General features: G+C 58.6%; 18 protein-coding genes. 6 read left to right on the forward strand and 12 right to left on the reverse strand.

Annotation, left to right across the window (positions count from 1 at the left end):
• The first annotated feature begins 28 nt into the window (after positions 1-28).
• Positions 29-1216 (forward strand): pyridoxal phosphate-dependent aminotransferase, encoded by a 1188-nt coding sequence (locus tag JN524_RS00615; RefSeq protein ID WP_202368094.1) that lies wholly within the window; start codon positions 29-31, stop codon positions 1214-1216.
• A gap of 143 nt (positions 1217-1359) precedes the next feature.
• On the opposite strand, the gene JN524_RS00620 is transcribed toward JN524_RS00615, so the two are convergent.
• From JN524_RS00620 to JN524_RS00640, 5 genes are all read right to left on the reverse strand, one after another.
• The gene (locus JN524_RS00620; RefSeq protein ID WP_202368095.1) at positions 1360-2337 is read right to left on the reverse strand and encodes a 2-hydroxyacid dehydrogenase; all 978 of its coding nucleotides are present in this window, start codon (positions 2335-2337) and stop codon (positions 1360-1362) included.
• Between the two features lie 15 nt (positions 2338-2352).
• Positions 2353-3651: an MFS transporter gene (locus JN524_RS00625; protein ID WP_047602306.1), complete on the reverse strand. Its 1299-nt coding sequence runs from the start codon at positions 3649-3651 to the stop codon at positions 2353-2355.
• Positions 3652-3694: 43 nt separating this feature from the next.
• Positions 3695-4753: a sugar kinase gene (locus JN524_RS00630; protein ID WP_202368096.1), complete on the reverse strand. Its 1059-nt coding sequence runs from the start codon at positions 4751-4753 to the stop codon at positions 3695-3697.
• Positions 4746-5528, reverse strand: coding sequence for a sugar phosphate isomerase/epimerase family protein (locus JN524_RS00635; RefSeq protein WP_202368097.1), 783 nt, complete (start codon positions 5526-5528; stop codon positions 4746-4748). The genes JN524_RS00630 and JN524_RS00635 overlap by 8 nt, the downstream gene beginning before the upstream one ends.
• 154 nt (positions 5529-5682) lie before the next feature.
• Positions 5683-6708 carry a LacI family DNA-binding transcriptional regulator gene (locus JN524_RS00640; protein WP_272929669.1) on the reverse strand — a complete coding sequence of 342 codons (1026 nt, stop codon included), beginning with the start codon at positions 6706-6708 and terminating at the stop codon, positions 5683-5685.
• A 240-nt stretch (positions 6709-6948) separates the two neighbouring features.
• On the opposite strand from JN524_RS00640, the gene JN524_RS00645 reads away from it, so the two are divergent.
• The 3 genes from JN524_RS00645 (at position 6949) to JN524_RS00655 (ending at position 12377) form a co-directional block, all read left to right on the forward strand.
• Positions 6949-7761 (forward strand): hypothetical protein, encoded by an 813-nt coding sequence (locus tag JN524_RS00645; RefSeq protein ID WP_202368098.1) that lies wholly within the window; start codon positions 6949-6951, stop codon positions 7759-7761.
• Positions 7762-7834: 73 nt separating this feature from the next.
• Positions 7835-9844, forward strand: a complete 2010-nt coding sequence (locus JN524_RS00650; protein WP_202368099.1) for a hypothetical protein — start codon at positions 7835-7837, stop codon at positions 9842-9844.
• A gap of 187 nt (positions 9845-10031) precedes the next feature.
• Positions 10032-12377, forward strand: coding sequence for an autotransporter outer membrane beta-barrel domain-containing protein (locus JN524_RS00655; RefSeq protein ID WP_237402897.1), 2346 nt, complete (start codon positions 10032-10034; stop codon positions 12375-12377).
• Between the two features lie 58 nt (positions 12378-12435).
• On the opposite strand, the gene JN524_RS00660 is transcribed toward JN524_RS00655, so the two are convergent.
• The 4 genes from JN524_RS00660 to JN524_RS00675 form a co-directional block, all read right to left on the reverse strand.
• On the reverse strand, positions 12436-12891 hold the full coding sequence (locus tag JN524_RS00660) for a hypothetical protein (protein WP_202368100.1): 456 nt from the start codon (positions 12889-12891) through the stop codon (positions 12436-12438).
• A 192-nt stretch (positions 12892-13083) separates the two neighbouring features.
• Positions 13084-13725 carry a DUF1345 domain-containing protein gene (locus tag JN524_RS00665; RefSeq protein ID WP_202368101.1) on the reverse strand — a complete coding sequence of 214 codons (642 nt, stop codon included), beginning with the start codon at positions 13723-13725 and terminating at the stop codon, positions 13084-13086.
• A gap of 168 nt (positions 13726-13893) precedes the next feature.
• Positions 13894-16992, reverse strand: coding sequence for an efflux RND transporter permease subunit (locus JN524_RS00670; protein ID WP_202368102.1), 3099 nt, complete (start codon positions 16990-16992; stop codon positions 13894-13896).
• 15 nt (positions 16993-17007) lie between these two features.
• On the reverse strand, positions 17008-18165 hold the full coding sequence (locus tag JN524_RS00675) for an efflux RND transporter periplasmic adaptor subunit (protein WP_115989835.1): 1158 nt from the start codon (positions 18163-18165) through the stop codon (positions 17008-17010).
• A gap of 276 nt (positions 18166-18441) precedes the next feature.
• On the opposite strand from JN524_RS00675, the gene JN524_RS00680 reads away from it, so the two are divergent.
• The gene (locus JN524_RS00680) at positions 18442-19143 is read left to right on the forward strand and encodes a response regulator transcription factor (RefSeq protein WP_003224662.1); all 702 of its coding nucleotides are present in this window, start codon (positions 18442-18444) and stop codon (positions 19141-19143) included.
• Positions 19144-19147: 4 nt separating this feature from the next.
• Entirely contained in the window at positions 19148-20449 is a 1302-nt protein-coding gene (locus tag JN524_RS00685; protein WP_202368103.1) for an ATP-binding protein, read from the forward strand.
• A gap of 118 nt (positions 20450-20567) precedes the next feature.
• Here the strand turns inward: JN524_RS00685 and pncA are convergent, their stop codons facing one another.
• From pncA to JN524_RS00700, 3 genes are read right to left on the reverse strand one after another with little or no spacing between them, the layout of a single operon-like run.
• The gene (gene pncA, locus JN524_RS00690; RefSeq protein ID WP_202368104.1) at positions 20568-21194 is read right to left on the reverse strand and encodes a bifunctional nicotinamidase/pyrazinamidase; all 627 of its coding nucleotides are present in this window, start codon (positions 21192-21194) and stop codon (positions 20568-20570) included.
• A gap of 50 nt (positions 21195-21244) precedes the next feature.
• On the reverse strand, positions 21245-22003 hold the full coding sequence (locus JN524_RS00695; RefSeq protein ID WP_202368105.1) for an anti-sigma factor family protein: 759 nt from the start codon (positions 22001-22003) through the stop codon (positions 21245-21247).
• Positions 22000-22458 carry a sigma-70 family RNA polymerase sigma factor gene (locus JN524_RS00700; protein WP_237402929.1) on the reverse strand — a complete coding sequence of 153 codons (459 nt, stop codon included), beginning with the start codon at positions 22456-22458 and terminating at the stop codon, positions 22000-22002. The genes JN524_RS00695 and JN524_RS00700 overlap by 4 nt, the downstream gene beginning before the upstream one ends.
• Positions 22459-22489: the final 31 nt, after the last annotated feature.

Consider the following 22489-nt stretch of genomic DNA (forward strand, 5'->3'; position numbering starts at 1 on the left):
CTGGAGACCGCGCAATCAGGAGACGTGCATGCGCTATTCAGCCTTGACCCAACGCATTGCCGGGGAGGGAGCCGCAGCCTGGCAGATTCATGACCGAGCGCTGGAGCTGCGCGCCGAGGGTGTCGATATCCTGCTGCTGAGCGTGGGCGATCCGGATTTCGACACGCCGCTGCCGATCATTCATGGCGCCATCGATAGCCTGCTGGCGGGCGATACGCATTATTCCGAAGTGCGTGGCCGGTTGGCGCTGCGCAAGTTAATTGCCGCGCGCCACCAGCGGCGCAGCGGTCAGATGGTGGATGCCGAGCACGTGATCGTGCTGCCCGGTGCGCAATGCGCGGTGTATTCGGTCGCGCAATGCCTGTTGGACCCGGGTGACGAAGTGATCGTCGCCGAGCCGATGTACGTGACCTATGAGGGTGTGTTCGGCGCGTGTGGCGCGACGGTGGTGCCAGTGCCGGTCAGGCCGGAGAATGGCTTTCGCGTTGACCCCGCCGATGTCGCCGCGCGGATCACGCCGAAGACCCGCGCGATGTTGCTCAACAGTCCGAATAATCCTTCCGGCGCGAGCCTGTCTCTGCTGATCTGGCAAGAGCTGGCGGCGCTTTGCGTGCGCCACGATTTATGGCTGATCAGTGACGAGGTCTACAGCGATCTGCTCTATGAGGGCGAACACATCAGCCCGGCGAGTCTGCCGGGCATGGCCGAACGCACGGCGACCATCAACAGTCTGTCGAAATCCCATGCCATGACCGGCTGGCGCATTGGCTGGTCGATCGGGCCGAAAGCCTTGTCTGAACATCTGGTGAACCTGTCGTTGAGCATGCTGTTCGGTCTGCCGGATTTCGTGCAGAAAGCCGCGCAAGTGGCGCTGGAAAGTGATCTGCCGGAAGTGACGCAAATGCGCGAGGAATATCGTTTGCGCCGCGACCTGGTGTGCGAGCGGTTGCGCGGTTGTCCGGGATTGCAGCCGATCCGACCCGATGGCGGGATGTTCGTGATGGTCGATGTGCGCCAGACCGGGTTTGGTGCGCAGGCATTTGCCGAGCGGCTGCTGGAAGGTTACGGCGTGTCGGTGCTGGCCGGTGAAGCGTTCGGGCCGAGTGCGGCGGGGCATATTCGTATCGGGCTGGTGCTGGATCGGGTGCAGCTGGCGGATGCCTGTGCGCGGATTGCGTTGTGTGCGGCGCGGTTGCTGCAGGCGCGTAGTGCCTGACAGTTTTGTGGAGCCTGTCCCGGCCTCATCGCTGGCAAGCCAGCTCCCACAGGGTTTTTGTGTCGTTCTGAAATGTAATGAACACTGAAGAACCTGTGGGAGCTGGCTTGCCAGCGATTTGGCCAGAACAGGCACTGAAGATATCAGCCCTGCCAGGCCACCGGGTTCACCAGATTCACCGGCTTCTGCCCAGCCAAAGCCGCCAGCAGATTGTCCACCGCACACCGCGCCATCGCCTCCCGCGTCTCATGCGTCGCCGAACCCATGTGCGGGGTTGCCACCACATTATTCAGCTGCAACAACGGCGAATCATGATTCAGCGGTTCACGCTCGAATACATCCAGCCCCGCTGCGCGAATCCGCTGGTGGCGCAACACGTCGATCAGTGCCGCTTCATCCACCACTTTGCCGCGCGAGATATTGATGAAAATGCTCTCGGGGCGCATCAGCGCAAACTGCTCGGCGCCGATCAGGCCTTCGGTCTGCGCGGTCAGCGGCAGGGTCAGGCAGATGAAATCCGCCTCTTGCAGCAGTGCCTCAAGGCTGCGGTACTGCGCGTCGAAACGCGCTTCGACCGCTGGTTTGCGTGACTGGCTGTGATACAGCACTGGCATGCCGAAGCCGAAATGCCCGCGCTGCGCCAGCGCTTCGCCGATGCGGCCCATGCCGATGATGCCCAGGGTCTTGCCATGCACATCGGTGCCGAAATGCGTCGGGCCGATGTTGCGATGCCACTGGCCGCTGCGCACCATATTCGCCAGCTCGACCACGCGTCGGGCCGTGGCGAGGATCAGGGCAAAACCGGTGTCGGCGGTGGTTTCGGTGAGCACATCCGGGGTATTGCTGAGGAGGATCTTGCGCCGGGTCAGGTAGTCGATGTCATAGTTGTCGACGCCCACCGAGACGCTGGCAATCGCCTCAAGTTGCGGCGCCAGATCGAGCAGCGCCGCGTCAAGTTTCAGGCTGGCGCCGAGCAAGCCATGGGCGCCGGGCAGGGCGTCACGCAGCTTCATCAAGCCGTCGGCGTCTAGGCTTTCGATCAGCGTCACGTCACACTGTTGCTGCAGACGCGTCATCAGCGCCGGCGAGAGTTTCTTGTACAGCACGACTTGCTTTTTCATGAGTGAAAAATCCTTTCAGGAATGCGCCGGCACAGGACGCGTGGCAACGGCTTTGGCCACGACGCGGTCACTGGCGCCGGGCTTGAGAAAAATCGTCAGCACCACCGACAACAGCAACGCGCCGCTCATCAGCAGGTACGAGGCACCGGGCGAACCGGTGGAGCTGTTCAGATAGCCGACCAGATACGAGCCGCCGAACGAACCGAGCGCGCCCATGCTGTTGATCAGCGCCATGGCCCCACCGGCAACGTTAGCCGGGAGGATCTCCGGAACAATGGCGAAGAACGGCCCGTAAGGTGCGTACATGCAGGCACCGGCGATCACCAGCAGTGTGTACGACCACCAGAAATGTTCCGCGCCCAAGGCGTAGGAGCCATAGAACGCGATGGAGGCGATCAGCAGCGGCGGCCAGACGAAGCGTTTGCGCTTCTGCAGTTTGTCCGAGCCCCACGACACCGCGAGCATGCCGATCACCGCCGCCAGATACGGCAGCGCCGACAACCAGCCGGCCTCGATCATGTCCATTTGTGCGCCGGCCTTGAGAATTGACGGCAGCCACAGCACAAAGCCGTAGACGCCGATGCTCCAGCAGAAAAACTGCAGCGCCAGAATGATCACCTTCGGCGAGCGGAACGCTTCGGCGTAGTTTTTCACCGCTTTGATCCCGACCTGTTCGGCGGCGAGGGCGCTTTCCAGATCGTGCTTTTCCTGCTCGCTCAGCCACTTGGCCTGAGCAGGACGATCATCGGCCAGTTTCCACCAGATAAACGCCCAGAGCACCGCCGGCAAACCTTCGATGATGAACATCCAGCGCCAGCTGAAGTGCTGTACAAGATAGCCCGAGACCACCGACATCCACAGCATCGTTACCGGGTTGCCGAGGATCAGAAAGGTGTTGGCCCGCGAGCGTTCGGCGCGAGTGAACCAGTGGCACAGGTAGACCAGCATCGCCGGCATCACCGCGGCTTCGACCACGCCAAGCATGAAGCGGATCACGATCAGCCAGTAGGCGTTGGACACCACGCCGGTCAGGGTGGCGAGGCCGCCCCAGAAAATCAGGCTGAAAAAAATCAGCTTTTTCACGCTGTGCTTTTGCGCGTAGATCGCCCCGGGCACCTGGAAGAAAAAGTAACCGAGGAAGAACAGCGCGCCCAGCAATGAAGACAGCCCCGGGGTGATCATCAGGTCGGCGGCCATGCCGGACGCGGCCGCGAAACCGTAGTTGGCGCGGTCGAGATACGCCAGGCTGTAGGTGATGAACACGATCGGCATGATGTACCACCAGCGGCGGGCGGCGAGGGTTGCGGTTTTCATGGTGTTGCTCCTGAGCTTGTTGTTTTTGTCGCAGCAGGTTCAATTAATGGGTTGTCTGAGCGGACCTCATCGCTGGCAAGCCAGCTCCCACAGGTATCTCGGGTAAGTCGACTATTGCATTCCCACCGCCGAACCCTGTGGGAGCTGGCTTGCCAGCGATGGCGGCCTCGAATTCGCTGGAGAGTTCAGACCGGGTCGGCAACCCCTCCATGTCCCCGCGACTCTGCACCGCCCGACTGCCAATCCAGTTCGCGCGTTGCACCGCCTCGGCAAAACTCTGATGTTCAAGCAGGGCACTGATCATGCCGACGGCAAATCCGTCGCCCGCACCCACGGTGTCGACCACATTGGCCACCGGCACCCCGGCGACGAAACCCTGATCCAGCTGCGTGCGGTAATAGGCACCTTGCGGCCCGAGCTTGATCGCTACGGCTTCGGCACCCTGATCGAGATAAAACGCCGCGATGTCCGCCGGGTCTTCGAAACCGGTCAGCAAGCGACCTTCGCTCAAGCCCGGCAAGACCCAGTGGGCGAGGGCGGCGAGGCGATTGATCTCGCGGATCATCTCTTGCTCGGTTGCCCACAGGCTCGGGCGCAGATTGGGGTCGAACGACACGCTGCGCCCGGCATGACGCATGCGCGTCATCAGCTCGAACGACATTTCCCGCGCACTGGCCGACAGTGCCGGTGGAATCCCGGTGGCGTGCAGGTGGCGGGCACTGAGCAAAGTGTCGCTGATCGACTGCACGGACAGATGACTGGCCGCCGAGCCACGGCGGAAATACTCGACCTGCGGGTCGCTGCCGTCGTCGTTACGCGACTTGAACTGGAAACCGGTCGGGTGCTGGTGATCGACCGCGACATGGCTGCAATCCAGACCTTCTTTGATCAAGGTTTCGACTACAAAACGTCCGAGGGAATCGGCGCCGACCCGGCTCAGCCACGCCACATTGAAGCCCAGGCGCGACAGACCGATCGCCACATTGCTGTCGGCGCCGGCAATGCGTTTGTGAAAATGCTCGACTGCAGCCAGATCACCGGTCTGCTCGGCGACCAGCATCGCCATGGTTTCGCCGAACGACAGAATATCGATGTCAGACATGGGCAGGCTCCAGACGCGATTGGCCCAGGCGGGCGAGGGCGGCGACGTGCTCGGTGGTCAGCGCCACCAGGTCATCGCCCTGCAACGGGTATTCGGCGGCGCGCATAACGCCTTGGGCCATGTGCCGCAGCAGTTGTTCCCACAAATGCAGGTCGCTGACGGCCGGTGGCACGGCGACCAGTTTGCCGTCGGCACGCCGGGCCACGGCTTTGCAGTGCACGTAGCCGACGTGGCGTCCGAGCAGACGTGCGGCGTTAGCGGCGGACTGGTCCTGCCACTGCCAGTTGCCGATGTCGAAGGTCATCTTGATCGGCAAGTGATGCTGCTCGACCGCCGCGAAAAAGCGCTGGAACGGTTCGATGCGGCCGCCATGCAAGGTCTGGTCGTTTTCCACCAGCAGTTGCACCGGGCTGTTGCCCAGCAGCTGTTTCAGCACTTGCAGATCACAGTTGTCGGTGAAGTAACCGAGCGAGACTTTCAGCCATTTTGAGCCAAACGCCTCTGCATGTTGCAGGGCGCTGATCAGCTCGGGATTGGGCCGTGCCTGACCGGCGAGCCACAGCTCGCTCGGCGACGAATAGATGCTTTGCAGGCCCTGTGCCTGGGTGGCGGCGTTCAGTTGCGCCGGCACTTCGCGGGTCAGCAACTCTTCGCGCCATTCGATGCGATCAGCGCCGGCTGCGGCCAGCACATCGATGAAGAACTCCTGGCCGCGTTGGCGCACGAGCTCGGCGCCGTAGCTGGACAGGCTGATGGAAACGGCAGGTTTATTCATTGTTATCGACCTCTGAAACCGGTTTCATTTTTGTTCAAAAAAAATCTGATGGATCTTTGTCGGGCTTTCGGGCGTCATCGCGAGCAGGCTCACTCCTACATTTGAAATGCGCTCCCCTGTAGGAGTGAGCCTGCTCGCGATGGCGTCGTAAAAATCACCGCAAAGGTCCTCGGGTAGACCCGCGATCAACCAGCACCGGCGCAAAATCCACTCTGCGCGGTGCCTCGACATCCCCCCGCAAGCGCTTGAGCAAACACTCAAACGCCCGCGCGCCAATCTCGGCTGTCGGCTGGGCGAGGGCGGTAATTCCGCTGCCCACCAACGGGTACCAATCCAGATCATCCAGGGCAATCAACCCAAGATCCTCGAATAGCCGACACCCGATTTCGCGCAAGGCCAGCGTGCAGGCCAGCGCTGCCACGCCATTGGCGCAGAACAGTGCTTTAGGCCCGGTCGCCGGTGTGTCCAAAAAGATTTGAAGATGAGTGGCGAGCGCGTCGCCGGTTTCCTGCACTGCCCCGGTCAACTCGGGACGCAGGGCAATCTGCGCCTGAAAACTGCTGACCCGCTCGATCCGCGAACTGGTGCCGTCATAAGGCTCAGTCACCAGCAAAACATCGCGATAGCCGCGCTGCTCAAGATGCGTCAGCGCTATCTCGACAGCCTGCGGGTTATTCAGTCCGACCATGTCGCTGGCGAGGCCTTCGACCTTGCGGTCCACCAACACCAGCGGCATTTCCCGGTGCAGTTCGTGGAGCTCGTCACGATGATGGCCGAGGGTATTCACGATCAGCCCTTCGATGTTGTACGAGCGCAACAGCGCCAGGTGCTGACGCTCCTGCTCGTCGTCGCGGTCGGTGTTGCACACCACCAGGCTGTAACCCTGTGCACGGCAGGCGGTTTCCACCCCGTGCATCACGGCAATCGAATAAGGGTTGCGAATATCGGCCACGAGCATGCCGATCAGGCGCGTGCGGCCGCGCTTCAGGCCTCGCGCCATTTGATTGGGACGGTAGCCGAGTTCGGCAATCGCCTGCTCGATACGCTGGGCAATGGCATCGGAAAGCAGGGCGCGGTCGTCGCCGATGAAGCGCGAGACGCTGGCCTTGGATACGCCGGCGCGTTCGGCGACATCAAGCATGGTCACGCGGCTGCGCTGGGCGGCGGAGAAGTCGTTCAAGGCTTGAACCTTTTATTGGAGTTATACAATTCAGTCCATCTGAAACCGGTTTCAGAAAACAGCAATATCGTCGTGGCGTCAAGTCCGGACGCTGGGCAGATGCAGGACCCAGGCGACGAGCGGTAGCTTTACCTGTCAGATATGACAGTAGGCAGTTGTGGGAAATCAGCGCTCAATCACTTCCAGTGTGACTTGAAGAAATCTGTACTCGAGATTTAGATCACTGGAGACGCATCCACAATGTCGCAATCCAAAGGACAAATTACCGCCGCACCACTCAGGGTCGAAGGTGTCAGTGATCTGGATCCGGATGGTCGGATTCCATTGGACAAGTTGATCAATGGAACCACTGTCATCATTCCTCGGTGGCCTAGATTTCCAGGGCCACAACAACCCGGGGATCCCGTCGAGCCATACACGATTCTCTATCTTTATTGGTTGCAAAATGGTGTCGAGACTGAGTTGTATCAAGAACGATATACCTTCGTTGATGACAAACCGGAGTTTGAGTTCCCACTGACACCTGCAATGTTGAAAGATGATGGCGTCGCATCTATTCGGTACGAACTCGAAGGTTATGACGGCAATCCCGATCTATCACCACCCAGGAAGTTGACGATTGATCATACGATCGCTCCGACACTGCCGGCGCCCGGTTTTCCTGATGTTAATATTAATGGTTATTTAACTTGCATTTCGAAGCCGCCTGTCTCTGAAAAAGTTCGGGTGCAGGTTAATCATCATCCGGTCTTTCGAGCGTTGGATGTCTGTGAGGTTGAGTGGCAAGGTTTTGCTTCACTTAATGGTAGACCTCCGGCCTTAACCCCCCTACATGTTTTTCGCAAAGAGTTAGCTCTTGCCGATGCCAGGGATGGATTCTTGATGGATATTCCTTTCGAACCTTATGTGCGTCCAATGTTTAATGCACATTCCGGTGTTGCCCGATACACCTTGAAGCGCAATGGAGTACCGATAGCGAAATCTGGAAGTGCAGTAGTTAAAATAGATCGAATTATCCCAGGGGAAACAGTGCCCTGTGGAGGCAGTGCGTAGTAAAGGTGTAGTTATCCTGGTTTAAATGGTTGCCTTGATGTTTCGGCACGATTAACTTGATTGGAGAGAGAAAATGACTATCCAGGAAAAAATCGGTAAAGCAGCAAAACTCACGCAGCAAGAGATCGCCGAGCGTTCTCGGACGGCATTGAGAAGCTCCACACTTAACCTAGGCCGCTTGGCGGAGCAGCCGATCATTGTCGGGAAAATTGTTGATAACTTGATTCCCAAGGCGATCCTCGATCCGGGTCCAATGATCGTTCGTTTCGATACAACTACAATTATGAATCCGCATGCCGATGATGCATGGGCGCTTTACCAACGCAAGGGGGAGAGCGGAAGTATGGATCTCATCAAGGAAGATTACTTTGGCCCCGTTGCAGGGCGGCCTCAGTTTCTTGATGTTGAAGTAACGACAACGGCACTCGTTGATGACGATCTGATTAAAGGTTCAACCAATTATCAGTATCAATTCTTCCATTTCAAAGGAGAGGATGGTAACCCGGACCGCCTGCCTTGGGTGCACGCAGAGATCGACCGAATCGCACCCGAGCAGGACAAAGCCACGGGGCGCAAATTCCAGCCAGAACAAGCGCTTTTCACAAACTTGCCAGCGCGCGGCACCATTGACGATAAATGGCTTGCAGAAAATGAATTTCTGACTTTTACGGTAAACAGAAATTATGAGTGGTACCGACCGGATGATCGGATTTTTGTTTATATCAATCAGAATTATGGTACGGGCACTTCGATTTACAACCAGGTGTTATCTTCTGACACCGTATCCATTCCGCGAGACCTTTTGCCGAAACTGGACTCGTCTTATTACCTTTGGTACGAGTTGGCTGATGTGGTGGGCAATCTGAGTGCTGCGGCGTTTTCGAGTTTGTTCAAAGTACAACGTCGCCCCCCTCCTTCGTTACTCGATTGTGTGATTCCAAAAGGCATATCGCCAGATGTCGTGGATCTTAAAGATCTGGAGGGGCCGGTATATCTGAATGTGCCATACACCATCAATGGCCAGGAAAATGATCGAATCATCCCACGCGTTGGCTCCATAAAGTTTTCGACCGGTTTAGGTAATCAGCCGCTAGGTGCCGACACTACAAGAACACTTCAGTTTCCGATATCAATCAGTCGATTGCTGGCAATGTGGGATAACGCTACGGCACCTGTGCCCATTGTTGCGAATTACAATTTCTCTCGCGGAGTCGAGCCTCTGGTTCCTTCCACCGACACAAACTCTGCACTGGACTTTACCTACCGTGGACCGGTGAACCCGGTATTTCCGGAGCTGGAGAATCCGGACATGACCAAAGTCACTGTCCTTGGTCAATCGGCCACCCCGAACCACATTACCGCCGACGACCGGGGCAAGGATGTGGATATCAGTACACCGATGATCACCCCTCCGACGACATGGGTACCGTTGGGTGATGAGACGGCGAAACTCTGGTTCAACGGCGTTGCAGTCCATTCGGAACTGTTAAGCGCGGGGGCGGTGGCACCTCTGACGTATACCATGGATTCTGCCTTGATTGATGCTGCGGCACCGGAAACTTACGCCTGGTGGACAATTGAAGAAACGGGCGGACGCAATGTCATGAAGTCGCCTGACCAAAAGGTAACTATCGAGAATGTCCGGATCAATCTGCCTCAACCTACAGTTCGTCTTTTCAATGGCTTTGTTTCGTGCAGATATTTGACGATTCCCGACTTTGAGTTGCCTGTGACCGTGCCAATCGATCCGACTCATATGCCGACTGGAACGGTTGTAACGCTCAAGTCCGTGGGTACTAAAGATGCGCTAGGGCAAGAGGTAATTTCGGGAACGGAGTATTCCGATACTTATACAATTATTGGTTCCGAAACCGGTGGAGTGTTTGTGAAGAACATTAAACCCTACAGGGAGAAGTTGAAACCCATTCAGCCGCCAGCAGGTTCAGGTTTGCCAAGGGGCTATATTAAAATCTGGTATGAAGTCAGGATCCTCGGGGTAGTAACGCCTTCGGCCCATTTCCTGAATGAAGTGTCCTTGCTCAATGACAGTAATCAATATTGCGAGGGCACACCGACCAGTTGATAACCCAGTGTGATTGCCGGGAGTTTGGAACATTCTCCCGGCATTTTTCGTCGGGCTTTAGGTAAGAAATCGCTTGAAGTTGAAGAATAGTCCTACATACGAGGTTTATATCGCGCGGTAGTGTGCCGACCTTTCCGGGCGAGGTTGCATCGCCTGCAACTCAAATCGCCGCTCTCAGGCGAACAATATGGGTAGCTTTTCAATGGGGTCAATTATTCCTGACGCACCTGAAGTCATAACGAAAATCTGGCTGGGTGGCTCGTCTTTATGCTTTTCTCTTCTGATTTCCTCCTCTGTAAATGCAGGAAATCTGATTGGCGGTAGTCAGACGATCGGTATTGGCGCCCCCGTGGAGCAATGGACGCTTTCCCAGAATGCCACATTGAATGTCAACGGGGCCCAGACCCTGGGTGTCATAGCCTTTCAGTCGACGTTGAATGCCAATGCAGCGACGACCCGACAGGTTTCCGTTTCCGAGGGTTCAACCTTGAGCCTTGTCAACTCAACGGTTAACGGCGGTAACGCACGGGCTGGAGTGGAGTTGATCAACAGTACAGCGACAATTATCGGGAGCACCATTGATTCCAATCGTCTGGGCCTGCAAGTGGCGCACAACGTCAACAGCAACACCGGTTCCAGTGCAACGGTTTCGGACAGCACAATTTCAGGTGCAACAGGCGGCGCGCGCGCAACAGCTTTCAGTACCTTGACACTGTCCAACTCGACCATTGAAGGCTCCGGTACCGCCAGTTACGGTGTTGCACTGCTGAGTGCTATGGCCTCTGCCGGCGCTGGCACCCGTATTGTCGGTGGACAAAACGGTGTAACGCTGGGGCTGGAAGGCAGCGGACTACCCGCAAGTCAGTTGCAGCTTGACCGTTCGAGCGTCGAAGGCAAGACGGGGTCGGCCATCGTGGTCGATTATGCTGGCGGTTCCGCTCTGACCTCACGGATTGATATTCTTGACGGGTCAACCCTGACCGGAGGCAATGGCACGATTCTCGAAGTGCGTGGCGCAGCCGATGTGGCGATGAACGTCGGGCGCAGCAACCTGACGGGCAACGTCCAGGTGGCTGATGGCAGCAGCGCAGCATTGAATTTCGTTCAGGGTTCTTTGAACGGAAACGTAACAGGCGAATCAGGCAGCAACGTATCCGTCTACTTGCAGCAAGCGTCGCAATTGACCGGCGCTTTGAATAACGTTGCGACAGTTAATATCGATGGGCAATCTCGTTGGGAAATGACGGGGAACAGCCAGGTCGGTGATCTGAGTCTCAATGGCGGCACAGTCAGATTCGGCCCGGACGACGTTTTCTATCAGTTGAATGTACGGAACCTGTCCGGCAACGGTTTGTTTGTGATCGGAACCGACTTCACGACTAACCAGACAGATGTTTTAAATGTCACCGGTATTGCCACAGGCAACCATCAACTGCTGGTGACCAGCACCGGCATCGATCCGGCCAGCGGTCAACCAATCAATGTGGTTCACACCGCTGGTGGTGATGCAACCTTCTCCCTGGCCAATGCCGAAGGAAAGGTCGACCTCGGTACGTTTTCCTATGGATTGAAAACCGACGATGGCGGCAGAAACTGGTTCCTTGATCCTGCCCAGACAACGGTAAGCCCTTCAACCCGTGCCGTTACGGCTCTGTTCAACACGGCGCCAACGGTATGGTACGGCGAGCTGATGTCATTGCGCAGTCGCGTCGGAGAGTTACGCTTCAATCATGACAAGTCCGGCGCCTGGATCAGGGCGTATGGTAACAAGTACAACGTCGCCGACGCCTTCGGAGATGGTTACCGGCAGACTCAGCAAGGTTTCACGTTGGGCGCGGACGCACCGCTGCCTGTTGGTAACGACCAATGGTTGCTGGGTGTGATGGCGGGCCAAAGTTCCGCGGATCTGGATTTGCAGAATGGAAGCAGCGGGAACATCAAAAGTTATTATGTGGGTACTTATCTGACCTGGATAAATGATGCCAGTGGCTACTATGCCGACAGCGTCTTGAAACTGAATCGTTTTCAGAACGATGCCAAGGTCGGAATGAGCGACGGTACACGTGCCAAAGGTGATTACGATAATAGCGCTATCGGTGGCTCGGTCGAGTTCGGCCGACATATCAAACTGGACAGCTACTTCATCGAACCCTTCACTCAATGGTCTGCGGTGTTGATTAAAGGCAGGAATTACAATCTGGATAATGGCCTGCGAGCTGAAGGCGATCGCACCAGATCGCTACTGGGCAAGGCTGGTGTAACGGCAGGGCGTACCGTGCAACTGGAGGGTGGTGCGATGGTTCAACCGTACATCCGTGCAGCACTGGCTCATGAGTTTTCCAAAAACAACGAAGTCAAAATCAACAACAATGTTTTCAATAACGATCTATCCGGCTCTCGTGCGGAGTTGGGGGCGGGACTCGCAGTTAATCTGTCGAACCGCTGGCAGGCGCATGTAGAATTTGAATATATGAACGGTAAAAATATAGAAATGCCTATCGCTGGAGTCTTAGGCCTGCAATTCAAATGGTAGGATGAGTAAACCCCTTTATCTGATCATGAAAAAACCCGGCCAGTGCCGGGTTTTTTTATTATTCCGGTGATCGACTGAGCTGCGTGTTGAACTCACCGTTGCACATGTAAGTGCCACTGCCATCAGATTTTTCAATCGGTGCGTTGAATCTGCCGCTGAAGTTCAATGTATTCAGGTCCAGCTTGTATTGAATGGAACCGGACTTGGCTTTTTGCAATGTCGGGTTGCTTGGGACCGAGTAGTCATTGTAGAAGAGGTCGACGCTGTCATCATCATCAGTAATGCTGGTGATTGCTTCCAGCTTTCCTTGTTCGAAGGTAATGGTGAACGTTTTAGCGTGTCCACCGTGAAAGGAAGTTGAAATGACCACCCAGACAGCTCCTCGGCCTGGTGTTGAAGAGCTTCTGAGTTCAGTCAGTGTTGCGGAAAACCCTGAGCCGTCTTCAAGGTTTGCTACAAAACGTTCCTCAGGATCGATAAAAGGACAAATAGCTTTCAGGGCTGCACTGCTCATGAGTTCGTTCTCCATGGGGAAATGGCGGAAGTCCGGGCATATCTTGCGAGACGAGTGCACGGATAGCTCATATAAGGCCAGCGTCGAGCATTTGTACACTGTCAGGTATAACAGGTATACAAATTCGTTTTTTTATGTTTTCCGATATCCACTAGAGTGATAGCAACAATGTCTGAGGAACATGTAAGCACATCAACCAAACAGCCCCGCCGCAATATTGATCGAAAATCCCAGTATCGCCGTATTGAACACAAAACCGATCAATGACTGCGCCAGTACGATCTTGCGAATGTCGCGGGTAGCAACGCCGACATCGGCAGTCTGCACCGCCACGCCGATGGTGAACGAGAAGTACAGAAAGTCCCAGTAGTTTGGTGTGGTGAGGCCTTCGGCAAAACGCAGGGCCGGCTCCTTGCCGTCCCAGGTGTAAAACAGGCGCGCGTAGTGCACACAGAAGATCACCCCGATCACCAGCCATGACCCCACCACGGTGACGGCAGTGAAAGCGTAATGCAGAAGTTTGTGATGGGTATCCAGATCCTTGGAGCCCGCCAGTTCCAGGGTGATGGCGGCGAGACTCGCCAGTGCTGCGATACATACTACGAACAGCACCAGCCCGGCGTTCTCATCCTCGATTACGGCGATACGCTTGACGTCCGGGGCCTTGGCACGAGTGGCCAGCCAGAACATCAGGATCAAATAAGTCCAGACGCCGGCATTCCAGCCGATGAGGATTTTGCTGACGATGGAGTCGGCAGGAACCAGCAGGCCGGAGGCAAGGCCGACCAGGGCGGCAGCGGACAGGCGAGGGTGGGTACGGGCGAGAAAGCGCATGGGGATTCACAGTGATGATCAATCCCTGCACCTTAGCGCACGCAGCTGTGCTTTTATAGGAGCTGCCGAAGGTTCGGGCCGCGATCGGACGATCTCTTGAGTCTGTTTTATCAAGATCAAAAGATCGTCCGATCGCGGCCCGAACCTGCGGCAGCTCCTGCAGTGGGATCAGTGGTGTTTGGTGAAACGCTGTACCAGCTTCATCACCACCACGAAAAACAACGGCACGAAGATCACCGCCAGGGTTGCGGTGATCATCCCGCCGATCACCCCGGTACCGATTGCCTGCTGGCTCGCCGAGCTGGCGCCGGTGGCGATGGCCAACGGCACCACGCCCAGGATGAACGCCAGCGATGTCATCACGATCGGCCGCAGGCGCAGGCGCGCTGCCTGCAGCGTCGCATCGATCAGATCGTGGCCCTCGTCATACAGGCTCTTGGCGAATTCGATGATCAGGATTGCGTTCTTCGCCGACAGACCGATGATGGTAATCAGCCCGACCTTGAAGAACACATCGTTGGGCATGCCGCGCAAGGTCACCGCCAATACTGCGCCGAGCACACCCAGCGGCACCACCAGCAGCACCGAGGTCGGAATCGACCAGCTCTCGTACAGCGCCGCCAGGCACAGGAACACGATCAGCAGCGACAGGCCGAGCAGGATCGGCGCCTGACTGCCGGACAACCGTTCCTGCAACGACAGCCCGGTCCATTCCTGACCCAGACCTTTCGGCCCCTGAGCGACCAGCCGTTCAATCTCCGCCATTGCTTCACCGGTGCTGTGGCCAGGCGACGGTTCGCCGGAAATCGCAATCGCCGGATAACCGTTGTAACGGGTCAGTTGCGCCGGGCCTTGCGTCCATTTGGCCTGAACGAACGCCGACAGCGGCACCATGTGCCCGGCGTTATTGCGCACATGCATTTTCAGCAAATCATCGACCTGACTGCGCTGATCGCCTTCGGCCTGTACCACCACCCGCTGCATGCGCCCCTGATTGGGGAAGTCATTGATGTAGGAGGAACCCACGGCGGTAGACAACACGCTGCCGATGTCGGCGAACGACACGCCCAATGCATTGGCCTGTTTGCGGTCCACTTCCAGCTGTACCTGCGGTGCTTCCGCCAGCGCGCTTTCGCGCACGTTCATCAGCACCGGGCTTTTTTCTGCGGCGGCGAGCAATTCGGAGCGCGACTGCATCAATGTCGCGTGACCGAGACCGCCGCGATCCTGCAGACGGAATTCGAAACCGCTCGACGTGCCGAGGCCGTCTACGGGCGGTGGCAATACCGAGAACGCCATGGCGTCCTTGATCTGGCTCAGGGCGATGTTGGCACGGTCGGCAATCGAGCTTGCCGCATCATCGCTGCTGCGCTGCGACCAATCCTTCAGCGTGGAAAAGGCCAGCGCCGCGTTCTGCCCGCTACCAGAGAAGCTGAATCCGAGAATCACCACACTGTCACTGATACCGGGCTCGCCAGCGTTATGCGCTTCAAGCTGCTCGGCGACTTGCACCGTACGGTTCTTGGTGGCCCCGGGTGGCAGTTGAATATCGGTGATGGTGTAACCCTGATCCTCAACCGGCAGGAACGAGGAGGGCAGACGTGCAAAGCACAAGCCCATACCGATCAGCAGCACGCCGTAGATCAACAGATATCGCCCGCTACGCTTCAGCGCGTAGCCGACCCAGCCTTGATAGCGATCGGTCAGTTGCTCGAAGCGGCGATTGAACCAGCCGAAGAATCCGCTTTTCTCATGGTGCTCACCCTTGGCAATCGGCTTGAGCAGCGTGGCGCACAGTGCAGGCGTCAGAGTCAGGGCGAGGAATGCCGAGAACAGGATCGAGGTCGCCATCGACAGTGAGAACTGCCGGTAAATCACGCCCACCGAACCCTGCATGAACGCCATCGGGATGAATACCGCCACCAGCACCAGAGTAATACCGATGATCGCCCCGGTGATCTGTTTCATGGCCTTGCGCGTCGCCTCTTTCGGCGACAGGCCTTCAGTGGCCATGATCCGTTCGACGTTCTCCACCACGACGATGGCGTCGTCCACCAGAATGCCGATCGCCAGCACCATGCCGAACATAGTCAGCACGTTGATCGAGAAACCCAGCGCGAGCATGGTGGCGAAGGTCCCCATCAGGGCCACCGGCACCACCAGCGTCGGGATCAGCGTGTAGCGGATGTTCTGCAGGAACAGGAACATCACCGCAAACACCAGCAGCATCGCTTCGCCCAAGGTGTAAACCACTTTGGTGATCGAGACTTTGACGAACGGCGAGGTGTCGTACGGAATCTTGTATTCGACGCCGGCCGGGAAGTAGCGCGACAGCTCGTCCATCTTCGCCCGGATCAATGTGGCGGTCGCCAGCGCATTGGCCCCAGGCGCCAACTGCACGCCGACGGCGGTGGACGGCTTGCCGTTGAGGCGCGTGCCGAACTGGTATTCCTGACTGCCGACCTCGACCCGCGCCACATCGCCAATGCGCACGGTGGAGCCGTCGGGATTGGCCTTGAGCACGATGTCGGCGAACTCTTCCGGTGTCGACAGCTGACCCTTGACCAGAATGGTCGCGGTGATTTCCTGCGTAGACGGGTTGGGTAAATCGCCGATGCTGCCTGCCGATACCTGGGCGTTCTGCGCGACGATGGCAGCGTTGACGTCGGCCGGGGTCAGGTTGAAACCGATCAGCTTCTGCGGATCGATCCAGATCCGCATCGCCCGCTCGGCACCATATAACTGGGCCTTGCCGACGCCGTCGATGCGCTTGATTTCGTTCATCACGTTGCGCGCCAGGTAATCACTGAGCGCCACGTCGTCGAGCTTGCCGTCGCTGGAAGTCAGGGTGATCAGCAGCAGGAAACCGGCGGAGACTTTCTCTACCTGCAAGCCTTGCTGATTGACCGCTTGCGGCAGGCGCGACTCGACCACCTTGAGACGGTTCTGCACATCGACCTGCGCCAGTTCCGGGTTGGTGCCCGGCTGGAAGGTGGCCTTGATCGTCGCGCTGCCGAGGCTGCTCTGCGATTCGAAGTACAGCAAGTGATCGGCGCCGTTGAGCTCTTCCTCGATCAGGCTGACCACGCTTTCATCGACGGTCTGCGCCGAGGCACCGGGGTACACCGCGTAGATTTCGATCTGCGGCGGCGCGACGTCGGGGTACTGCGCCACCGGCAATTGCGGGATGGCCAGCGCACCGGCCAACAGGATGAACAGGGCGACAACCCAGGCGAACACCGGGCGATCGATAAAAAACTGCGGCATATGAAAGCGTCCTGCTTACTGACCAGAGGTCTGGGCAAGTGGAAGAGGGGTGTCGTCGATCTGCACCTTTTCGCCGGGGCGGGCGTGTTGCAGGCCTTCGATGACAATGCGGTCGCCGGGCTTGAGGCCGCCGGTGACGATCCAGCGATCGTTTTGCACCGCGCCCAGTTGCACCGGCTGCTGGGCCACGCGCATCTGCTCGTCGACAGTCAGCACCTGGGCGATGCCCGCGCTGTCACGCTGCACCGCACGTTGCGGCACGGTGATGCCGTTCTGTACGGTGGCTTGTTGCAGACGTACACGGATGAAGCTGCCCGGCAGCAGGTCGAGATCGGGATTCGGGAACTCGCTGCGCAGAATGATCTGGCCGGTGCCCGGATCGACGCTGATGTCGCTGAACAGCAATTTGCCCGGCAACGGATAGAGGCTGCCGTCATCCTGAATCAGCGTGGCTTTGACCTGATCCTGACCGACTGCCTGCAACTGCCCGGAACGGAAAGCGCGGCGCAGCTCATTGAGTTCACGGGTCGACTGGGTGAGGTCGGCGTAGATCGGGTTGAGCTGCTGAATCAGCGCCAGCGGCGTGGTTTCGTTTTGCCCGACCAGTGCACCTTCGGTGACCAGGGCACGGCCGACACGCCCGGAAATCGGCGCGGTGACGGTGGCGTAGCCGAGGTTCAGCTTCGCCCGTTCCACTGCAGCTTTATTGGCTGCCACATCGGCGGTGGTTTGCCGGGCATTGGCGCGGGCGTTGTCGTAATCCTGAGCGCTGATGGCCTTGTCGTCGATCAACTGCGCGTAGCGTTGTTCCTGCAGCCTGGCCTGGAAGGCATTGGCCTCGGCCTTGCGCAACGCGGCTTCGGCGCTATCGAGATCAGCCTTGAACGGTGCCGGGTCGATGCGAAACAGCACGTCACCCTTTTTCACGTCGCTGCCTTCACGGAAGGTCCGTTGCAGCACTACCCCGGCCACTCGGGCACGCACTTCAGCGATGCGCGGGGCGGCGATACGCCCGCTCAGTTCGCTGCTGATCGACAGGGGGCGGGCCTCGATGGTCTCGATGCGCACGGTGGCTGGCGGCGCTTCTTCTTCGGCCTTCGAGGACGAGTCACAGGCGCTCAGCAACAACGCAGCAGCGATCAGGCCGAGCCCGGCCAGCAGATTTTTCGACATGTACCACCCCCAATATTGAAGCCCGCATCCTAAGGCCAGACGCGGAGGGTAGCGGTTAAGCTTTGTAGGCGCTGTGTGAAATTGTGTAAGGGTTTTGCTCAGGGACGGGTGAGGGCGTATATCCTTTACGCCTTGAAATTTATTGCGACAGATAAACCGCCATCGCGAGCAGGCTCGCTCCCACACAGGTTTTGTGATCGACGCAAAATCAATGTGGGAGCGAGCCTGCTCGCGAAGAGGGTCTGACATCCACCACAGCAATATCTGGAACACCCCATGCCCAACATCCTCCTGGTCGAAGACGACACCGCCCTCGCCGAACTGATTTCCAGCTACTTGGAGCGCAACGGTTATTCCGTGAGCGTGATCGGCCGTGGCGACCACGTGCGTGAGCGGGCACGGATCAATCCGCCGGATCTGGTGATCCTCGACCTGATGCTTCCGGGCCTCGACGGCCTGCAGGTCTGCCGCTTGCTGCGGGCCGATTCGGCGACGCTGCCGATACTGATGTTGACCGCTCGCGACGACAGTCACGATCAGGTGCTGGGCCTGGAAATGGGCGCCGACGATTACGTCACAAAACCCTGCGAGCCACGGGTTCTGCTGGCCCGGGTGCGTACTTTGCTGCGGCGCAGCAGCCTCGGTGAACCGATGACGGTCAATGACCGCATTGTCATGGGCAATCTGTGCATCGACTTGTCCGAGCGCACCGTGACCTGGCGCGAGCAACCGGTCGAACTGTCCAGCGGCGAATACAATTTGCTGGTGGTCCTGGCCCGACACGCCGGGGAGGTGCTGAGCCGAGATCAGATCCTGCAACGCCTGCGCGGCATCGAGTTCAACGGCACCGACCGCTCGGTGGACGTGGCGATCTCCAAACTGCGGCGCAAGTTCGACGACCACGCCGGCGAGGCGCGCAAGATCAAGACGGTATGGGGCAAGGGCTACCTGTTCAGCCGCTCCGAGTGGGAATGCTGAGCTGATGTTCAGAATCCTCTTTCGCCTGTATCTGGTGACGATCGTCTCCTACAGCGCGGCGATCTATCTGGTGCCGGACTTGGTGATCATGGCGTTCCGCGAGCGCTTCATCACCTACAACCTCGACTACTCGCGCGGCCTGCAATCGCTGATCACCCGGCAGTTTCACGCGGTGCCACAGGATCAGTGGCCAGCCTTGGCGCAGTCGATGGACAAAGACTTCCAGCCGCTGCACATCGCTCTGGCGCGCATCGACGACGCCGGGTTCACCGCCCCCGAGCAAGTGCGCTTGCGCGCTGGGGAAAACGTGGTGCGTATCGGCGATTGGGGATGGCGCACCTTGGCGGTCACGCCGCTGAACGATGACGTTGCCGTGCAGATGGTAGTGCCGCCGGATCCGCTGGACGTCAATCTGTTGTACTGGAGCATCAACGTGCTGATCGGTGCGAGCATGCTCGCCTGCCTGCTGCTGTGGATTCGCCCGCACTGGCGCGATCTGGAACGCCTCAAGGGTGCTGCCGAACGCTTCGGCAAGGGACATCTGAACGAGCGCACGCAAATCCCCGCCAGTTCCAACATCGGCAGCCTGGCCAACGTGTTCGACACCATGGCCGGCGACATCGAAAATCTGCTCAATCAGCAGCGCGACCTGCTGAATGCGGTGTCCCACGAATTGCGCACGCCGCTGACCCGTCTGGACTTCGGTCTGGCCCTGGCGCTATCGGATGACTTACCGGCGACCAGTCGCGAGCGCCTGCAAGGGCTGGTTGCGCACATTCGCGAACTGGATGAGTTGGTGCTGGAACTGCTGTCTTACAGCCGCCTGCAGAACCCGGCGCAGTTGCCGGAACAGGTTGAGGTTTCGCTGGACGAGTTCATCGACAGCATTCTGGGCAGTGTCGATGAAGAGCTGGAATCACCGGACATCGTCATTGATGTGTTGCTGCATGGTCAGCTCGAACGCTTTTCACTGGATCCGCGCCTGACTGCCCGGGCGATCCAGAACCTGCTGCGCAATGCCATGCGCTATTGCGAGAAGCGTATTCAGATTGGCGTGCAGGTCACCCCTGATGGCTGCGGGATCTGGGTCGACGATGATGGCATTGGCATCCCGGATGACGAGCGCGAGCGGATTTTCGAACCGTTCTATCGCCTTGATCGCAGTCGTGATCGGGCTACTGGTGGGTTTGGCCTGGGCCTGGCGATCAGCCGTCGGGCGCTGGAGGCGCAAGGCGGGACGTTGACGGTGGAGAGTTCGCCGCTGGGTGGGGCGCGGTTCAGATTGTGGTTGCCCACTGCCAACTGAGCATCAAAACCCTGTAGGAGCTGTCGAGTGAAGCGAGGCTGCGATCTTTTGATCTTGTTCTTTAAATCAGAATCAAAAGATCGCAGCGTGCCGCAGCTCCTACAAGGGAGCGTGTTGCTCAGAGGAGTTGGTTTGACTGAATCAGGCCAACCCCGGCCGTCTGCATCCGTCCCATCGCCGTCGCCAGTGATCCATCCATATCAATGGCGCGACAGGCATCCAGCACCACAAACGCATTGAACCCCGCCGCCCGCGCATCCAGCGCCGAGAACATCACACAGAAGTCCAGCGCCAGGCCGACCATGTACACCGTATCGATACCGCGTTCTTTCAGGTATCCGGCCAGACCCGTGGTGGTGCGCCGGTCCGCCTCGAGAAACGCCGAATAGCTGTCGATGTCCGGGTTGCAGCCCTTGCGGATGATCAGTTGCGCGTGAGGCAGGTGCAGCTTTGGGTGAAACTCGGCGCCTGCAGTGCCCTGCACGCAATGATCCGGCCAGAGCGTCTGTTCGCCGTAGGGCAACTGAATCACATCGTAGGGCTTGCGCCCGGGGTGACTCGAGGCAAACGACGCGTGCCCGGTCGGGTGCCAGTCCTGGGCAATGATCACTTGTTTGAACAGACCGCTGAGGCGATTGATCAGCGGGACGATCAGATCTCCTTCGGAGACGGCCAGTTGGCCGCCCGGGGTGAAGTCGTTCTGAACGTCAATGACCAGCAGGGCGCTGCGGGGTGAAATCTGCATCGATGCTTCCTCCTTGGATAATCACGCGCTCAGCATAATGGCAGCGGCACTCATGCGCTCAACCGTCCGATCAAGTGCTTGGCCAGATCTTCCAGTTCCGGCGCCGGGTTGTGCCCGATCAACATCCACGCATGCTCACCTTCGGTCCAGTACACCACGTTCATTTCATGGCGCTGTTCGTGCGCCAGTGGCCGGCTGCCGCTATTGGAGCGGGTCACGCACAAGGCCAGCGGCCCATGCCTGGCGTCCAGATAGGTGAGTTGCGCAATCGGTACGCCGTCGTACTCGAGCATTTGTGCACGTTTGAGTTCAGCGCCCGGCAACCTCACCAGTGCCGGCGACAGATTCAGCCCCAAGCGTGCATCCACCGCACGCAATTGCGCGCGTTGGCTGGCCTCGTCGCTGGGCAAATGATCGAGCGTTTGCGGCACATACAGCGCCATGTAGTCGCCGACCAAGGCGCGCCAGTTATGCGCTTGCTGTGACTGCCAGGCGAGAAACAGGCGATCGGCCAATACGCCGCCCGCCAGCAGACTCGCGGCGGCCGCACCGATGAACCAACGTCGGCTCAGGCCTGGCTGCTGAGGGGCGGGGATGGCATCAAGGCGCGCCTGCAAACGTTCCAGCGGTGCCTGTTGCGCCAGTTCGTCATAGGCCTCCTTGTACGGCAAGCTGCTGCGTTCGAACCATTGCACGCGCAGGCTGAGCAACGGGTCGTCGGCAATCGCGCTGTCGAGTTGGGCGCGATACGCGGGGTCCAACTCGTCGTCGAGGTAGGCCACCAGTTGTTCGTCGGAGGGCTTGTTCATGGGGGGTCACCTCCGGTGGTTTTCGGCACGGCTTGCAGCGGCGGGTACTCGGCCAGTTTCAGCCGCGCGGTGGCCAGACGGCTCATCACCGTACCGATCGGCACTTGCAGGATCTCGGCGACTTCGCGGTAGGACAGGCCTTCGACGTAAGCCAGGTACACGGTTTCACGCTGGGTTTCCGGCAACGCATCGACCCGGCGAATCACCTGCGCCGCCATCACGTGAGTCTGCGCCGCATATTCGCCGTCGAAGGCCAGTTGCCCGTCGGCATCGACTTGTCCCGCACCCTGACGCACCCGGCGGGCGCGCACTTCGTTGAGCCAGATCGAATGCAGGATGCTCAGCAACCAGCGATCCATGCGCGTGCCGGCCACATATTGGCCGGCACGCTCCAGCGCCCGTACACACGTGGCCTGCACCAGATCCTCGGCCACATGCCGATTGCGCGACAGCAGCAGGCCGTAGCGCCACAGCCGCGCTAGATGC

It is taken from the genome of Pseudomonas sp. MWU318, assembly GCF_016756945.1.
Taxonomy (GTDB): domain Bacteria; phylum Pseudomonadota; class Gammaproteobacteria; order Pseudomonadales; family Pseudomonadaceae; genus Aquipseudomonas; species Aquipseudomonas putida_A.

Coding starts and splice junctions, on each gene's coding strand:
- JN524_RS00625 (WP_047602306.1), bottom strand. CDS start 3,651: ATGAAAACCGCAACCCTCGCCGCCCGCCGCTGGTGGTACATCATGCCG.
- JN524_RS00635 (WP_202368097.1), bottom strand. CDS start 5,528: ATGAATAAACCTGCCGTTTCCATCAGCCTGTCCAGCTACGGCGCCGAG.
- JN524_RS00665 (WP_202368101.1), bottom strand. CDS start 13,725: ATGCGCTTTCTCGCCCGTACCCACCCTCGCCTGTCCGCTGCCGCCCTG.
- JN524_RS00620 (WP_202368095.1), bottom strand. CDS start 2,337: ATGAAAAAGCAAGTCGTGCTGTACAAGAAACTCTCGCCGGCGCTGATG.
- JN524_RS00660 (WP_202368100.1), bottom strand. CDS start 12,891: ATGAGCAGTGCAGCCCTGAAAGCTATTTGTCCTTTTATCGATCCTGAG.
- JN524_RS00650 (WP_202368099.1), top strand. CDS start 7,835: ATGACTATCCAGGAAAAAATCGGTAAAGCAGCAAAACTCACGCAGCAA.
- JN524_RS00685 (WP_202368103.1), top strand. CDS start 19,148: ATGTTCAGAATCCTCTTTCGCCTGTATCTGGTGACGATCGTCTCCTAC.
- pncA (WP_202368104.1), bottom strand. CDS start 21,194: ATGCAGATTTCACCCCGCAGCGCCCTGCTGGTCATTGACGTTCAGAAC.
- JN524_RS00630 (WP_202368096.1), bottom strand. CDS start 4,753: ATGTCTGACATCGATATTCTGTCGTTCGGCGAAACCATGGCGATGCTG.
- JN524_RS00680 (WP_003224662.1), top strand. CDS start 18,442: ATGCCCAACATCCTCCTGGTCGAAGACGACACCGCCCTCGCCGAACTG.
- JN524_RS00695 (WP_202368105.1), bottom strand. CDS start 22,003: ATGAACAAGCCCTCCGACGAACAACTGGTGGCCTACCTCGACGACGAG.
- JN524_RS00675 (WP_115989835.1), bottom strand. CDS start 18,165: ATGTCGAAAAATCTGCTGGCCGGGCTCGGCCTGATCGCTGCTGCGTTG.
- JN524_RS00655 (WP_237402897.1), top strand. CDS start 10,032: ATGGGTAGCTTTTCAATGGGGTCAATTATTCCTGACGCACCTGAAGTC.
- JN524_RS00645 (WP_202368098.1), top strand. CDS start 6,949: ATGTCGCAATCCAAAGGACAAATTACCGCCGCACCACTCAGGGTCGAA.
- JN524_RS00615 (WP_202368094.1), top strand. CDS start 29: ATGCGCTATTCAGCCTTGACCCAACGCATTGCCGGGGAGGGAGCCGCA.
- JN524_RS00670 (WP_202368102.1), bottom strand. CDS start 16,992: ATGCCGCAGTTTTTTATCGATCGCCCGGTGTTCGCCTGGGTTGTCGCC.